16 protein-coding genes are annotated in these 14,567 nt (G+C 57.8%); 15 read left to right on the top strand and 1 reads right to left on the bottom strand.

Translation table 11 applies throughout. The features are described 5' to 3' along the window. Window positions 1–409: 409 nt before the first annotated feature. Window positions 410–1,366 (top strand): 23S rRNA pseudouridine(955/2504/2580) synthase RluC, encoded by a 957-nt coding sequence (gene rluC, locus BBB56_RS16215; protein ID WP_123801974.1) that lies wholly within the window; start codon window positions 410–412, stop codon window positions 1,364–1,366. Between the two features lie 13 nt (window positions 1,367–1,379). Here rluC and BBB56_RS16210 read toward each other — a convergent pair whose 3' ends face one another. Then, window positions 1,380–1,964, bottom strand: coding sequence for a Maf family protein (locus BBB56_RS16210; RefSeq protein ID WP_123801973.1), 585 nt, complete (start codon window positions 1,962–1,964; stop codon window positions 1,380–1,382). A 140-nt stretch (window positions 1,965–2,104) separates the two neighbouring features. Between BBB56_RS16210 and yceD the strand changes: the two genes are divergently transcribed. The 14 genes from yceD to ptsG all read left to right on the top strand — a co-directional run bounded on the left by yceD (window position 2,105) and on the right by ptsG (window position 14,325). After that, the gene (gene yceD, locus BBB56_RS16205) at window positions 2,105–2,626 is read left to right on the top strand and encodes a 23S rRNA accumulation protein YceD (protein ID WP_123801972.1); all 522 of its coding nucleotides are present in this window, start codon (window positions 2,105–2,107) and stop codon (window positions 2,624–2,626) included. A 14-nt stretch (window positions 2,627–2,640) separates the two neighbouring features. Beyond that, on the top strand, window positions 2,641–2,811 hold the full coding sequence (gene rpmF / locus BBB56_RS16200) for a 50S ribosomal protein L32 (RefSeq protein ID WP_017348070.1): 171 nt from the start codon (window positions 2,641–2,643) through the stop codon (window positions 2,809–2,811). 25 nt (window positions 2,812–2,836) lie between these two features. Beyond that, on the top strand, window positions 2,837–3,877 hold the full coding sequence (gene plsX / locus BBB56_RS16195; protein WP_123801971.1) for a phosphate acyltransferase PlsX: 1,041 nt from the start codon (window positions 2,837–2,839) through the stop codon (window positions 3,875–3,877). Next, entirely contained in the window at window positions 3,878–4,831 is a 954-nt protein-coding gene (locus BBB56_RS16190) for a beta-ketoacyl-ACP synthase III (RefSeq protein ID WP_123801970.1), read from the top strand. A gap of 16 nt (window positions 4,832–4,847) precedes the next feature. Beyond that, complete coding sequence (gene fabD / locus BBB56_RS16185; protein ID WP_123801969.1) at window positions 4,848–5,780, top strand: ACP S-malonyltransferase; 933 nt, start codon at window positions 4,848–4,850, stop codon at window positions 5,778–5,780. A 10-nt stretch (window positions 5,781–5,790) separates the two neighbouring features. Next, complete coding sequence (gene fabG / locus BBB56_RS16180; RefSeq protein ID WP_123801968.1) at window positions 5,791–6,525, top strand: 3-oxoacyl-ACP reductase FabG; 735 nt, start codon at window positions 5,791–5,793, stop codon at window positions 6,523–6,525. Window positions 6,526–6,678: 153 nt separating this feature from the next. After that, the gene (gene acpP, locus BBB56_RS16175; RefSeq protein ID WP_025901771.1) at window positions 6,679–6,915 is read left to right on the top strand and encodes an acyl carrier protein; all 237 of its coding nucleotides are present in this window, start codon (window positions 6,679–6,681) and stop codon (window positions 6,913–6,915) included. A gap of 84 nt (window positions 6,916–6,999) precedes the next feature. Next, entirely contained in the window at window positions 7,000–8,241 is a 1,242-nt protein-coding gene (gene fabF / locus BBB56_RS16170) for a beta-ketoacyl-ACP synthase II (RefSeq protein WP_123801967.1), read from the top strand. 119 nt (window positions 8,242–8,360) lie between these two features. After that, window positions 8,361–9,173, top strand: coding sequence for an aminodeoxychorismate lyase (gene pabC, locus BBB56_RS16165; RefSeq protein WP_123801966.1), 813 nt, complete (start codon window positions 8,361–8,363; stop codon window positions 9,171–9,173). After that, window positions 9,170–10,189: an endolytic transglycosylase MltG gene (mltG, locus tag BBB56_RS16160; protein WP_123801965.1), complete on the top strand. Its 1,020-nt coding sequence runs from the start codon at window positions 9,170–9,172 to the stop codon at window positions 10,187–10,189. Before pabC ends, mltG begins: the two co-directional genes overlap by 4 nt. Beyond that, window positions 10,179–10,811: a dTMP kinase gene (gene tmk / locus BBB56_RS16155; RefSeq protein ID WP_123801964.1), complete on the top strand. Its 633-nt coding sequence runs from the start codon at window positions 10,179–10,181 to the stop codon at window positions 10,809–10,811. The genes mltG and tmk overlap by 11 nt, the downstream gene beginning before the upstream one ends. Next, window positions 10,808–11,797 (top strand): DNA polymerase III subunit delta', encoded by a 990-nt coding sequence (gene holB / locus BBB56_RS16150; protein WP_123801963.1) that lies wholly within the window; start codon window positions 10,808–10,810, stop codon window positions 11,795–11,797. Before tmk ends, holB begins: the two co-directional genes overlap by 4 nt. Before the next feature lie 18 nt (window positions 11,798–11,815). Beyond that, the gene (locus tag BBB56_RS16145) at window positions 11,816–12,607 is read left to right on the top strand and encodes a metal-dependent hydrolase (protein ID WP_123801962.1); all 792 of its coding nucleotides are present in this window, start codon (window positions 11,816–11,818) and stop codon (window positions 12,605–12,607) included. Between the two features lie 284 nt (window positions 12,608–12,891). Continuing rightward, window positions 12,892–14,325 (top strand): PTS glucose transporter subunit IIBC, encoded by a 1,434-nt coding sequence (ptsG, locus tag BBB56_RS16140; RefSeq protein ID WP_123801961.1) that lies wholly within the window; start codon window positions 12,892–12,894, stop codon window positions 14,323–14,325. The last annotated feature ends 242 nt before the right edge of the window (window positions 14,326–14,567 follow it).

Genomic DNA, 14,567 nt, shown 5'->3' with positions numbered 1-14,567 from the left:
AAAAACAGCGCCGTTGCGCTGAAATGCCTGAGAGAGATTTAAAATCTCCTGCATCTCAAAATACCGTCCAGGCTGCAACCCGCAGCCCGCTAAGTGCCTGAAAGAACATCACGTCTTACGCCATTGCTGCGTGTCCGTCTCATCCGGCAAAATGACTAATTCGCTCTTTTTCTGGCCTGAAGTATCTCAGGCAAGAAACTTAAGCATTATTCCATTGCTAAGCTTCAGATAGCAAGGCGACTTTTACCGCCTGATGAAGATTAGTGATGCTTAACACCTTAATATGTCGGACGAATGAGCAGGCTGCTGAAAAAGCCAGCGCACGCTGCGCTTTCGCGCGCGACACGTGGAGAGTTAAGCACAGAAAAAGGGGTGGCGCTATCACAGGACACTATTTAGAATCGCCGCCATGAAAACAGAGAATCCTGGCGTACAACTTGTCGCCATCACGGCTGAAAATGCCGGTCAACGCATTGATAACTTTTTACGCACCCAGCTGAAGGGCGTGCCGAAAAGCATGATTTATCGCATCCTGCGTAAAGGCGAGGTGCGGGTAAATAAAAAACGCATTAAACCGGAATATAAGCTCGAAGCGGGCGATGAGGTGCGGATTCCGCCGGTGCGCGTCGCCGAGCGCGACGATCAGGCCGTTTCGCCGAAGCTGGAGAAGGTCGCCGCGCTGGCGGACACCATCCTTTATGAAGATGACTATATTCTGGTGCTGAACAAGCCGTCCGGCACGGCAGTGCACGGCGGCAGCGGGCTGAGCTTCGGCGTGATTGAAGGACTGCGCGCGCTGCGTCCTGAGGCGCGCTTCCTTGAACTGGTTCATCGTCTCGATCGCGACACTTCAGGTCTGCTGCTGGTGGCGAAAAAACGGTCGGCGCTGCGTTCGCTGCATGAACAGCTGCGCGAGAAGGGGATGCAGAAGGATTATCTGGCGCTGGTGCGCGGCAGCTGGCCGTCGCATGTCAAAGTGGTGCAGGCGCCGCTGCTGAAAAACATTCTGCAAAGCGGCGAGCGCGTGGTGCGCGTGAGCAGCGAAGGCAAGCCCTCCGAGACGCGTTTTAAGGTCGAAGAGCGTTTCGCCTTCGCTACGCTGGTGAAGGCGAGTCCGGTGACCGGCCGCACCCATCAGATTCGCGTGCATACGCTGCATGCCGGCCATCCTATCGCCTTCGACGATCGCTACGGCGAACGTGAATTTGACAGCCAGCTGGCCGGCACCGGGCTGCGCCGCCTGTTTCTGCATGCCGCCGCGCTGACCTTTACCCATCCAAACAGCGGCGAAATCCTGCGTCTGGAAGCGCCGCTGGATGACGAGCTGAAGCGCTGTCTGAAAACGCTGCGTCAGCAGGCGCGCTAATCTGAGGTCGGCATTATCCCAGCGGGTTAATGCCGACCGTTCGCAGCATGGCGTTAAGCGCAATCAGCGGCAGCCCCACCAGCGTATTGGGATCGCGTCCCTCCAGCCGTTCGAACAGGCAAATTCCCAGCCCTTCGCTTTTAAAACTCCCTGCGCACTGTAGAGGCTGCTCTTTCTCTATATAGGCGCGGATCTCCTCGTCGCTGAGATCGCGGAAGTGCACCTTAAAGGGTTCGCAGCACTGCATCAGCCGCTGGCTGCGCCCATGGTAAAGGGCTAATCCGGTATAGAAGGTTATCGCCTTGCCGCTCGCCTGACGCAGCTGCGCAAAGGCGCGCGCGGGCGTGTGCGGCTTGCCGGTAATCGCCCCGTCCAGCACGCAGACCTGATCCGAACCGATAATCCAGTGGTCGGGATAGCGGGCGGCCAGCGCCTGCGCTTTAGCCGCCGCCAGCCGCGTCACCAGCGTTTCGGCATCTTCGCCGACCAGCGGCGTTTCATCGACCTCTGGCGCGGCGGTAATAAAAGGCAGGCCAAGCTTGCCTAATAACGCCTGGCGGAAAGGCGAGGTTGAAGCTAAAAGAATAGAGACAGGCATTTTTTCACAATAATAATGGCGAATTGGTGACACTCATTTTAAACTGTGCGCCGCACTGGATGCGAATAACTGGTGAAAGATGCTGTTACACGGCCTTTTTCTTTGACTCTATGACGTTACAAAGTTAATATGCGCGCCCTATGCAAAAGGTAAAATTACCCCTGACGCTGGATCCGGTCCGCGCCGCTCAGAAACGCCTCGATTATCAGGGCGTTTACACCCCTGAACAGGTGGAGCGCGTAGCCGAATCAGTTGTTAGTGTGGACAGTGACGTGGAATGTGCCATGTCGTTTGCGGTTGACAGCCAGCGCCTCGCCGTACTGCAAGGTACCGCGGACGTGCAGGTGACATTACGCTGTCAGCGCTGCAACCAGCCATTTCCTCATGCTGTCCACGTAAGCTATTGCTTCAGTCCTGTCTCTACGGATGAACAGGCTGATGCACTGCCGGAAGCCTACGAGCCGATCGATGTCGATGATTTTGGCGAAATCGATCTGCTGGCGGTGATCGAGGATGAAATCATTCTCGCCCTGCCGGTCGTTCCGGTGCATGATTCTGAACACTGTGAAGTGTCCGAGGCGGACATGGTCTTTGGCAAATTGCCTGAAGAGGCGGAAAAACCAAACCCATTTGCCGTATTAGCCAGTTTAAAGCGTAAGTAATAGGAGTAAGGTCCATGGCCGTACAACAGAATAAACCCACCCGTTCTAAGCGTGGTATGCGTCGTTCGCACGATGCGCTGACCACCGCGACTCTGTCTGTAGATAAAGTTTCTGGCGAAACGCATCTGCGTCACCACATCACTGCGGATGGTTACTACCGCGGTCGCAAGGTTATCACCAAGTAAGACTTGCGCTTAGCAAGGTGATACTTTGACACGTTTGACCCTGGCAATTGATGCCATGGGCGGGGACTTCGGTCCCTGCGTGACAGTGCCTGCAGCTTTGCAGGCACTGGCCTCTCATTCGCATCTCAGTCTTCTTCTGGTCGGCATTCCCGACAACATCACTCCATTGCTTGCCAAAGCGGATTCCTCCTTACTGGGGCGTTTGCAGGTCATTCCTGCGGAATCGGTTATTGCAAGTGATGCGCGGCCCTCGCAGGCGATCCGCAGCAGTCGCGGCAGCTCAATGCGCATCGCGCTGGAGCTGGTCAAAGAAGGGCGAGCGCAGGCCTGTATCAGCGCCGGTAACACCGGCGCTCTGATGGGGCTGGCGAAATTATTATTAAAACCGCTGGACGGCATTGAGCGCCCGGCGTTAATGACCGTGCTGCCGCACCAGCAGCGCGGCAAAACGGTGGTGCTGGATTTAGGCGCCAACGTAGACTCTGACAGTGAAATGCTGGTGCAGTTTGCGATAATGGGCGCCGTCATGGCGGAAGAGGTGTTAGACATCGCTAATCCGCGCGTTGCCCTGCTTAACATCGGCCAGGAAGAGACCAAAGGCCTTGAAAGCATTCGCAGCGCAGCCAGCACGCTAAAAGCCTCCGATTCGATTAACTATATAGGTTACGTGGAAGGCAACGACCTGCTTACCGGCAAAACAGATGTGCTGGTGTGTGACGGATTTGTCGGAAACGTCACGCTGAAAACCATGGAAGGCGTGGTAAGGATGTTTCTTTCTCTGCTGAAATCGTCAGGCGAAGGAAAAAAACGGTCATGGTGGCTGAAGCTGTTAGGACGCTGGATTCAGAAACGTCTGGCGCAGCGCTTCGGGCATCTCAACCCCGACCAGTATAATGGCGCTTGTCTGTTAGGATTGCGCGGAACAGTGATCAAAAGCCACGGCGCGGCGAATCAACGCGCGTTTGCCGTGGCGATAGAACAGGCAGAGCAGGCGGTGCGACGGCAGGTTCCAGAACGAATCGCCGCGCGCCTTGATGCTGTACTAGCCAGGAGTGACAAAGCCTAGATGTTTACCAAAATTATCGGTACAGGCAGCTATTTGCCTGAACAGGTGCGCTCGAATGCGGATCTGGAAAAAATGGTGGAGACGTCGGACGAGTGGATTGTAACCCGTACCGGTATTCGCGAGCGCCGTATTGCTGCCCCGGATGAAACCGTTGCCAGCATGGGCCACGCTGCGGCGCAGCGCGCGCTGGAGATGGCGGGCGTAGCGGCCAGCGACATCGGACTGATTATCGTCGCCACCACCTCATCCAGCCATGCTTTCCCCAGCTCGGCCTGTATGATCCAGCAGATGCTGGGCATTAATGACTGCGCCGCTTTCGACCTCGCGGCCGCGTGCGCTGGCTTTACCTATGCGTTAAGCGTTGCGGACCAGTACATCAAAAATGGCGCGGTGAAACATGCGCTGGTGATTGGTTCAGACGTGCTGGCGCGCACCCTCGATCCCAACGATCGCGGCACCATCATCCTGTTTGGTGACGGCGCAGGCGCGGTGGTGTTAGGCGCGAGCGAAGAGCAGGGCATCATTTCGACCCATCTGCACGCCGATGGCCGCTACGGCCAGCTGCTGACGCTGCCTTATCAGAATCGCGCGCAGCAGGATGAACCGGCTTATCTCACCATGGCAGGCAACGAAGTCTTTAAGGTCGCCGTGACTGAACTGGCGCATATCGTTGACGAAACCCTACAGGCCAACAATCTCGACCGCGAAATGCTCGACTGGTTAGTGCCGCATCAGGCCAACCTGCGCATCATCAGCGCGACGGCGAAAAAGCTCGGCATGGGCATGGACAAAGTCGTGGTCACGCTGGACCGTCACGGCAATACCTCTGCGGCGTCGGTGCCAAGCGCGCTGGATGAAGCGGTACGCGATGGCCGTATCAAACCCGGACAACTGATTCTGCTGGAAGCCTTTGGTGGTGGTTTCACCTGGGGTTCCGCGCTGGTTCGCTTTTGATTCACAGGAACTGAAGATGACGCAATTTGCATTTGTTTTTCCCGGTCAGGGTTCCCAGACCGTTGGCATGCTGGCAGAGCTGGCTGCAACTTATCCGCAGGTGGAAGCGACCTTCCGCGAAGCGTCAGACGCGCTGGGATACGATTTGTGGCAGCTGGTCAGCGCCGGCCCGGCTGAAGAGCTGAATAAAACCTGGCAGACGCAGCCTGCGCTGCTGGCCGCCTCCGTCGCGATTTACCGCGTCTGGCAGCAGCAGGGCGGCAAACAGCCGACGCTGATGGCCGGGCACAGCCTTGGCGAGTACTCCGCGCTGGTTTGCGCCGGCGTGATTGCCTTCGCCGATGCGATCAAACTGGTGGAACTGCGCGGCAAACTGATGCAGGAAGCCGTACCGGAAGGGACCGGGGCGATGCAGGCGATTATCGGTCTGGACGACGCCGCTATTGGCAAAGCCTGCGAAGAGAGCGCGCAAGGGCAGGTGGTCTCGCCGGTGAACTTTAATTCGCCAGGCCAGGTGGTCATCGCCGGCAACAAAGAAGCCGTTGAGCGCGCGGGCGCAGCCTGTAAAGCCGCAGGCGCGAAGCGCGCGCTGCCGCTGCCGGTCAGCGTTCCTTCGCACTGTGCGCTGATGAAGCCTGCCGCCGATAAGCTGGCGGTCGCGCTGGAGAACATCACCTTCAACGCGCCAGCGGTGCCGGTGGTCAATAACGTCGACGTGAAGTGCGAAAGCGATGCGGCGGCCATCCGCCACGCGCTGGTGCGTCAGCTCTACAGCCCGGTTCGCTGGACCGAGAGCGTGGAATTTATGGCGTCGCAGGGCGTCACGCATCTGCTGGAGATGGGACCGGGCAAAGTGCTGACGGGTCTGACCAAACGCATTGTGGATAGCCTGACGGCAGCGGCGGTTAACGATCCGACGTCGCTGGCTGCGGCCCTTGAACAGGAATAAGAGGAATAACATGAGCTTTGAAGGTAAAGTTGCGCTGGTAACCGGCGCGAGCCGCGGTATTGGTCGCGCGATTGCAGAGACGCTGGTCGCGCGCGGCGCGAAAGTGGTGGGCACCGCCACCAGCGAAAGCGGCGCAGACGCTATCAGCGCTTACCTTGGCGATAACGGCAAAGGTCTGCTGTTGAATGTGACCGATCCCGCATCGATCGACAGCGTGCTGGAGAAGGTTCGCGCAGAATTTGGCGAAGTAGACATTTTGGTCAATAATGCAGGCATTACGCGTGACAATCTGTTGATGCGCATGAAAGACGACGAATGGGCGGATATCCTTGATACCAACCTGACGTCTGTTTTCCGCCTTTCTAAGGCGGTTATGCGCGCCATGATGAAAAAGCGCGTAGGCCGTATCATTACCATTGGTTCCGTTGTCGGCACCATGGGCAATGCGGGTCAGGCAAACTACGCGGCAGCCAAAGCGGGTTTGATTGGCTTTAGCAAATCACTGGCGCGGGAAGTCGCGTCACGTGGCATTACCGTAAACGTCGTGGCTCCGGGCTTTATTGAGACGGACATGACGCGTGCACTGAGCGAAGATCAACGTTCCGGCATTTTGACGCAGGTTCCCGCAGGTCGTTTAGGCGACGCGCAGGAAATCGCCAATGCTGTAGCATTCTTAGCCTCTGACGAAGCAGCCTACATCACGGGTGAGACGCTGCACGTCAATGGCGGCATGTACATGGTCTGATATTCACGAAATCATTTGCATTATTTGCGGTAAAAACCGCAAAATAGCGTAAAATCGTGGTTCGACCAGCCGGGATTTTGTTGCATCTTTTTCAACATTTTATACACTACGAAAACCATCGCGAAAGCGAGTTTTGATAGGAAATTAAATAGTATGAGCGATATCGAACAACGCGTTAAGAAAATCATTGCTGAGCAGCTGGGTGTGAAAGAGGACGAAGTAACTAACTCTGCATCTTTCGTTGAAGACCTGGGTGCTGATTCTCTTGACACCGTTGAGCTGGTAATGGCTCTGGAAGAAGAGTTTGATACTGAAATTCCAGACGAAGAAGCTGAGAAAATCACTACCGTTCAGGCAGCGATCGACTACATCAATAGCCACCAAGGCTAATGAATATCTTCAGGCGGTCGCTCGACCGCCTGAGTTTTATGCTTGTCCCACAGAGTTTTTATTTCCCCTCCCTGGAGGACGAACGTGTCTAAGCGTCGTGTAGTTGTGACCGGTCTTGGCATGTTGTCTCCTGTCGGCAAAACCGTAGAGTCTACCTGGAGTGCTCTCCTTGCCGGTCAGAGCGGCATTAACCTGATCGACCATTTTGATACGAGTGCCTATGCAACGCGCTTTGCTGGCATCGTAAGAGATTTTAATTGTGATGAAATCATCTCGCGCAAAGATCAGCGCAAAATGGATGACTTCATTCAATACGGCATCGTTGCCGGCGTGCAGGCTATGCAGGATTCGGGACTGGTTGTCACCGATGAAAACGCTGCCCGCATCGGCGCGGCGATTGGTTCCGGCATCGGCGGACTGGGTCTGATTGAAGAGAACCATACTTCGCTGGTCAATGGCGGTCCGCGCAAAATCAGTCCGTTCTTTGTGCCTTCCACCATTGTGAACATGATCGCGGGTCATCTGACGATTATGTACGGAATGAAAGGTCCCAGCATCTCTATCGCAACGGCCTGTACCTCAGGCGTGCACAACATCGGCCATGCGGCGCGCATCATCGCCTATAACGATGCTGACGTGATGCTGGCGGGCGGCGCGGAAAAGGCCAGTACCCCACTGGGTGTCGGCGGTTTCGGCGCGGCGCGCGCGCTCTCGACCCGTAACGATAATCCGCAGGCGGCCAGCCGTCCGTGGGATAAAGATCGTGATGGTTTCGTACTGGGCGACGGCGCGGGCATTATCGTGCTGGAAGAGTACGAGCACGCCAAAAAACGCGGTGCGAAAATCTACGCGGAAATTGTCGGCTTTGGCATGAGCAGCGATGCCTACCATATGACGTCGCCGCCGGAAAACGGCGCGGGCGCGGCGCAGTCGATGGAAAACGCACTGCGCGACGCTCAGCTGTCGCCGGAGCAGATTGGCTACGTCAACGCGCACGGCACCTCCACGCCAGCCGGTGACAAAGCGGAAGCGCAGGCGGTGAAATCCGTCTTCGGCGCCGCCGCTAAAAGCGTGATGGTCAGCTCCACCAAGTCCATGACGGGTCACCTGCTGGGCGCGGCGGGCGCGGTAGAATCGATCTACTCGATTCTGGCGCTGCGCGACCAGGCCGTTCCGCCGACGATCAACCTGGACAATCCAGACGAAGGTTGCGATCTCGACTTCGTGCCGCACACGGCGCGTCAGGTCAGCAATCTGGAGTACACGCTGTGTAACTCTTTCGGCTTTGGCGGCACAAACGGCTCGCTGATTTTCCGTAAGGTCTGATTATTCACGTTCTGCCAGAAGGCCCGCAAATGCGGGCCTTTTTTTGTCTGGAAAAAACCGGAAACAGATCCCGCTGCGATAAAGCGGTACCATAGCGCTTTTATCGGCGAGAGAGCGCTATGTGGATTAACGGAGTTGAGCAGACGTCGCTGGCCGCCAGCGATCGCGCGACCCAGTTCGGCGATGGCTGCTTTACCACGGCGGCGGTACGCAACGGCCAGATTCTGCTGCTGGACGCGCATCTGCAACGCCTGCGCGAGGGCTGCGCGCGGCTGATGATGCCCGGTGTCGACTGGACTCGGCTGGAAAGCGAAATGCGCGCCGCCGCTGAGCTGCAAGTCGAGGCGGTGTTAAAGGTGATTATCAGCGCCGGTTCCGGCGGCCGCGGCTACAGTCGCCAGGGCATTCATTGCGCGACGCGAATTGTCTCTGTCTCCCCCTGGCCGCAGCACTATCAGGCGCTGCAACAGCAGGGCGTCAGGCTGGAAACCAGTCCTGTCCCGCTGGCGCAGAACCCTTTACTGGCGGGGATTAAGCATCTGAACCGTCTGGAGCAGGTGCTAATCCGCGCACATCTCGACCAGAGCGAAGCTGACGAGGCGCTGGTGCTTGACACTGCGGGCTACGTGGTGGAATGCTGTGCGGCCAATTTATTCTGGCGACAGGGCGAACGTATTTTTACGCCCGATCTGACGGCCTCAGGCGTGGACGGCATAATGCGGCGTTATCTGATGGCGCAGATAGCGGCGGCGGGCCAGGTTTGTCACGTGGTACGAGCTAAACCCGTGCAGCTGCTCGCGGCCGACGAGGTGGTTATCTGCAATGCGCTGATGCCGGTCTTGCCGGTGCGGCAGATAGATAGCCGATCGTTCAGCGATCGCCAGCTCTGTCACTGGTTACAGGACAGTTGTTATTTTATGGAAGCAAAATGAGTCGAATTAAAACCTTTCTCATCGTCGCCACGGTGATAGCGATCCTTGCGGCGATCTTTAGTTACTGGCAGATCAAGCGCTTTGCCGCAACGCCGTTACCCATTGACCAGCAAACCCTCTACACCTTGCCTGCCGGCACCGGCCGTGTCGTGCTGGAAGCGCAGCTGGAGAGCCAGCATCTGATCCCACAGAGCATCTGGTTCGGCCCGCTGCTCAAGCTAGAGCCTGAGCTGGCCCGCTTCAAAGCGGGCACCTATCGGCTGGAGAAGGGCATGACGGTGCGCGCGCTGCTTGAGCTGCTTGCCAGCGGCAAAGAGGCGCAGTTTCCGCTCAGGCTGGTGGAAGGGCAGCGGCTGAGCGAATGGCTGGCTGAACTCCGTTCCGCGCCCTATATCAGACACACGTTGAAAGACGACAGCGTCGAGACGCTGGCGGCGGCGCTGAATATCGAGCCGCGCATGCTTGAGGGCAGTTTCTATCCGGACACCTGGCTCTATACCGCAAATACCACCGATATGGCGATATTGCAGCGCGCCCATAGCCGCATGACGGCGCTGGTGGAGAAGATCTGGCAGGGGCGGATGGACCATCTGCCCTATAAGAATCCGCAGGAAATGGTGACGATGGCCTCGATTATTGAAAAAGAGACCGCGGTCAGCGCCGAGCGCGCCCGCGTCGCTTCGGTGTTTATCAATCGCTTACGCACCGGCATGAAGCTGCAAACCGATCCTACCGTGATCTATGGCATGGGCGACAAATATAGCGGCGTGCTGACGCGTAAAGACCTTGAGACGCCAACCGATTACAATACCTATACCATTAGCGGCTTACCGCCAGGTCCAATCGCCGTGCCGGGCAGAGCCTCGCTGGAGGCCGCCGCGCATCCTGAAAAAACGGATTACCTCTATTTTGTTGCCGACGGAAAAGGCGGCCATACCTTTACCACTAATCTTGCCAGTCATAACCGGGCCGTGCAGCTTTACCGTCAGGCGCTGAAGGAAAAAGATGAAAAGTAAGTTTATCGTCATTGAAGGTCTGGAAGGGGCCGGAAAAACCACCGCGCGCGACGCCGTGGTCGCCACGCTGCGTGAGCAGGGGATCGAGGAGATGGTTTTTACCCGCGAGCCAGGCGGCACGCCGCTGGCGGAGCAGCTGCGCGTACTGGTAAAGCAGGGCATTGAAGGGGAGCAGGTCACCGCTAAGGCGGAGCTGCTGATGCTCTATGCCGCGCGCGTCCAGCTGGTGGACACCGTCATCAAGCCTGCGCTGGCGCGCGGCGCCTGGGTGATTGGCGATCGTCACGATCTCTCCTCGCAGGCGTATCAGGGCGGCGGACGCGGGCTGGACAGCGCGCTGATGCGCACCTTGCGCGACGCCGTGCTGGGCGACTTCTGTCCCGACCTGACGCTCTATCTCGATGTGACGCCGGAGATTGGGTTACAGCGCGCCCGCGCGCGCGGCGAGCTGGATCGTATTGAGCAGGAGTCGCTGCGTTTCTTTGAGCGCACGCGGGAACGTTATCTTGCGCTGGCGGCTGAAGACAGCACAATCCTGACTATCGACGCCACGCAGTCGCTTGACCGCGTAACGCAGGCCATTAAAGCCACGCTGACGCGCTGGCTGGAACAGCAGGCATGAACTGGTATCCGTGGCTGAATCAGCCCTACCGGCATATTATCGGCCAGCATCAGGCTGGACGCGCCCACCATGCGCTGCTGATTCAGGCCATCAACGGCATGGGCGACGATGCGCTGGTATGGGGGGTGAGCCGCTGGCTGATGTGCCAGCAGCCGGAGGGGCTGAAAAGCTGCGGCGTCTGTCATGGCTGCCAGCTTATGCAGGCGCAGACGCATCCTGACTGGTATCGGCTGGAGGCGGAAAAGGGAAAAAGCACGCTGGGCATTGACGCGGTGCGCCAGGTAACGGAAAAGCTCTCCCGCTTTGCCCAGCAGGGCGGCGCGAAAGTCGTCTGGCTGCCCGATGCCGAGCAGCTGAGCGAATCGGCAGCGAATGCGCTGTTGAAAACGCTGGAAGAACCGCCGGCCAACTGCTGGTTTTTCCTGTCAAGCCGCGAATCTTCCCGGCTGTTAGCCACGCTGCGCAGCCGCTGCGTCGCGCTGACGCTGACACCGCCGGATGAGGCGCAGAGCCTGCAATGGCTGAGCCGCCAGATGCCGCAGGACGAAGCGGCGCTGCAAACCGCGCTGCGTCTTAGCGCCGGCGCGCCCGCCGCCGCGCTGCAACTGCTGGAGCCTGCGCGCTGGAAGGCGCGGGACAGCCTGTGCGACGCGCTCCCCGGCGCGCTACAGCAGGACATTCTCCAGCTGTTGCCCTTACTGAACAGCGACGACGTGGCCGTGCGCATCAGCTGGCTGTTAGCGCTGCTGGTGGACGCGTTGAAATGGCAGCAGGGCGCCACGCGCTGGCTGAGCAACCCCGATCGTCAGGATGCGATTGCCCTGCTGGCCGACACCTACTCTGCGCGCGCGCTGGACGAAAGCGCGCGCGAATGGATGCAGTGCCGCGAGCAACTACTCTATGTTGCCGCCGTTAACCGCGAACTTTTGTTAACCGACCGACTTCTGAGCTGGGCTGATAAACGTAAGCCTGGCGTTGTCGCTTAACGCTATACGAGACAAATTATGTTTATTGTGGACTCCCACTGCCATCTTGATGGCCTGGATTACGAAAAGAACCATCGCGATCTGGATGATGTGATTGCGAAAGCCGCCGCGCGCGACGTGAAGTTTATGCTGGCCATTGCGACCACGCTGCCGGGTTTTCATACGCTGAAAGCGCTGGTGGGCGAGCGGGAAAATATTGCGCTTTCGGTCGGCGTTCATCCGCTGAATCAGGAAGAGCCTTACGACGTCGACGAGTTCCGCCGTCTGGCTGCCGATCCTCGCGTCGTCGCGCTGGGGGAAACCGGTCTCGACTACTACTATCAGCAGGAGACCAAAGCGCAGCAGCAGGCGTCGTTCCGCGAGCATATCCGCACCGGCATTGCGCTTAATAAGCCGATTATCGTGCACACCCGCGACGCGCGTGACGATACGCTGGCGATATTGCGCGAAGAGCAGGTCGAGCGCTGCGGCGGCGTGCTGCACTGCTTCACCGAAGATCAGGCCACCGCGGCAAAACTACTGGATATGGGCTTCTATATCTCTTTTTCCGGCATTGTAACCTTTCGCAATGCCGAACAGCTGCGCGAAGCCGCACGCTATGTTCCTCTGGACCGTATGTTGGTTGAAACGGACTCGCCCTATCTGGCGCCGGTGCCTTACCGCGGCAAAGAGAATCAGCCCGCCTATACGCGCGATGTGGCAGACTACCTTGCCGTGCTAAAAGGCGTGGATATTGAAACTTTTGCAGCGGCCACGACGCAGAATTTCGCTACGCTTTTCCAGATCCCGGCGTCGCGTCTCAGCCGCTGAGGTTTTATTTCAGCACCTGTAATAATTCGGTCATACTGATAAATAGCCCTGTTTCAGGCGACAGGGCTACTGTTTTATGGTGAAAAATACTGCTGAGTCTGTAAGAATCCACCGATCTCCGCGCCAGCTAATCCAGGAAACGTGATAGCCATCAAAGTAACGTCAGCTTATTTATTTTACCCTTCGTAATAATTAAAAGGCGGTCACCGTCACTGGGTTGTGGATCCTCCCCCATAACCTCGCGCACTGCGCAAAATCGCACTCATACTCAGGAGCTTCAGGCTATGTTCAAGAACGCATTTGCGAACCTGCAAAAGGTCGGTAAATCGCTCATGCTGCCGGTATCGGTTCTGCCGATCGCCGGCATTTTATTAGGTGTAGGTTCGGCAAACTTCAGCTGGCTGCCAGCGGTGGTTTCACACGTTATGGCTGAAGCGGGCGGTTCGGTATTTGCCAATATGCCGCTGATCTTCGCTATTGGCGTGGCGCTCGGCTTTACCAATAACGACGGCGTGTCCGCACTGGCGGCGGTTGTCGCTTACGGCATCATGGTGAAAACCATGGCGGTGGTTGCGCCGCTGGTACTGCATCTTTCTGCCGAAGAGATCGCCGCCAAGCATCTGGCGGATACGGGCGTGCTGGGCGGCATCATCGCCGGTGCGATTGCGGCCTATATGTTTAACCGCTTCTACCGTATTAAGCTGCCGGAATATCTGGGCTTCTTTGCCGGTAAACGCTTTGTGCCGATTATTTCCGGCCTGGCGGCGATTATCCTGGGCGTGCTGCTCTCCTTTGTCTGGCCGCCGATTGGCGCGGCGATTCAGGAGTTCTCGCAGTGGGCTGCTTATCAGAACCCGGTGGTCGCTTTCGGCATTTACGGGGTAATCGAGCGCGCGCTGGTGCCTTTCGGTCTGCATCATATCTGGAACGTTCCTTTCCAGATGCAGATTGGCGAATTTACCAATGCGGCAGGGCAGGTATTCCACGGCGATATTCCGCGCTATATGGCGGGCGACCCAACCGCGGGCAAACTGTCAGGCGGCTTCCTGTTCAAAATGTATGGCCTGCCGGCGGCTGCCATTGCTATCTGGCACTCTGCGAAGCCTGAAAACCGCGCCAAAGTAGGCGGCATCATGATCTCCGCTGCGCTGACCGCGTTCCTGACCGGCATTACTGAGCCGATCGAGTTCTCGTTCATGTTCGTGGCCCCGATCCTGTATGTTATCCATGCTATCCTGGCCGGCCTGGCGTTCCCGATCTGTATTCTGCTCGGCATGCGTGACGGCACCAGCTTCTCGCACGGCCTGATCGACTTTATTGTGCTGAGCGGCAACAGCAGCAAGATCTGGCTGTTCCCGATTATCGGCATCATTTACGGTCTGGTTTACTACACCATTTTCCGCGTGCTGATTGTGAAGCTGAACCTGAAAACGCCGGGTCGCGAAGAGACAACGAGCGAGACGACGTCGGCTACCGGCAGCGAAATGGCAGGTAAGCTGGTTACGGCATTCGGCGGCAAAGAGAACATCACCAACCTGGATGCCTGCATTACTCGCCTGCGCGTCAGCGTGGCGGATGTGAGCAAGGTCGATCAGAACGAGCTTAAAAGCCTCGGCGCGCGCGGCGTGGTGGTAGCAGGTTCTGGCGTTCAGGCGATTTTCGGCACCAAATCCGATAACCTGAAAACCGATATGGACGATTACATCCGCAGTATGTAACGGCCAGATACCCGCCTGCGGCTGCTACGCCGCGGGCGGGTACGTCTTCTCTCGCTGCTGTCAGCGCTCCCCTCTGTTTTCCCTTCTGCGTCACCCGCATCCGCGGTCAGCCTGGTCAGAGCATCCTGAACGAACTTGCTATCTTCGCCATCCTGTTTGCTCTCTCTCTGTGGCTCAGCGTTGCGCCTGCCGGTAGCGCCGTTTTCAGGGGTCGGTAAAGTTAACGCCGCGGGCGAGGGCGC

Source organism: Candidatus Pantoea deserta, from assembly GCF_003813865.1.
GTDB lineage: Bacteria > Pseudomonadota > Gammaproteobacteria > Enterobacterales > Enterobacteriaceae > Pantoea > Pantoea deserta.
This window is presented reverse-complemented; position numbering and strand designations above follow the sequence as displayed.

Excerpts from the sequence above, each read along its gene's own strand:
- rluC (WP_123801974.1), top strand. The coding sequence starts at position 410 with ATGAAAACAGAGAATCCTGGCGTACAACTTGTCGCCATCACGGCTGAA.
- BBB56_RS16210 (WP_123801973.1), bottom strand. The coding sequence starts at position 1,964 with ATGCCTGTCTCTATTCTTTTAGCTTCAACCTCGCCTTTCCGCCAGGCG.
- yceD (WP_123801972.1), top strand. The coding sequence starts at position 2,105 with ATGCAAAAGGTAAAATTACCCCTGACGCTGGATCCGGTCCGCGCCGCT.
- rpmF (WP_017348070.1), top strand. The coding sequence starts at position 2,641 with ATGGCCGTACAACAGAATAAACCCACCCGTTCTAAGCGTGGTATGCGT.
- BBB56_RS16190 (WP_123801970.1), top strand. The coding sequence starts at position 3,878 with ATGTTTACCAAAATTATCGGTACAGGCAGCTATTTGCCTGAACAGGTG.
- fabD (WP_123801969.1), top strand. The coding sequence starts at position 4,848 with ATGACGCAATTTGCATTTGTTTTTCCCGGTCAGGGTTCCCAGACCGTT.
- fabG (WP_123801968.1), top strand. The coding sequence starts at position 5,791 with ATGAGCTTTGAAGGTAAAGTTGCGCTGGTAACCGGCGCGAGCCGCGGT.
- acpP (WP_025901771.1), top strand. The coding sequence starts at position 6,679 with ATGAGCGATATCGAACAACGCGTTAAGAAAATCATTGCTGAGCAGCTG.
- pabC (WP_123801966.1), top strand. The coding sequence starts at position 8,361 with ATGTGGATTAACGGAGTTGAGCAGACGTCGCTGGCCGCCAGCGATCGC.
- mltG (WP_123801965.1), top strand. The coding sequence starts at position 9,170 with ATGAGTCGAATTAAAACCTTTCTCATCGTCGCCACGGTGATAGCGATC.
- tmk (WP_123801964.1), top strand. The coding sequence starts at position 10,179 with ATGAAAAGTAAGTTTATCGTCATTGAAGGTCTGGAAGGGGCCGGAAAA.
- holB (WP_123801963.1), top strand. The coding sequence starts at position 10,808 with ATGAACTGGTATCCGTGGCTGAATCAGCCCTACCGGCATATTATCGGC.
- BBB56_RS16145 (WP_123801962.1), top strand. The coding sequence starts at position 11,816 with ATGTTTATTGTGGACTCCCACTGCCATCTTGATGGCCTGGATTACGAA.
- ptsG (WP_123801961.1), top strand. The coding sequence starts at position 12,892 with ATGTTCAAGAACGCATTTGCGAACCTGCAAAAGGTCGGTAAATCGCTC.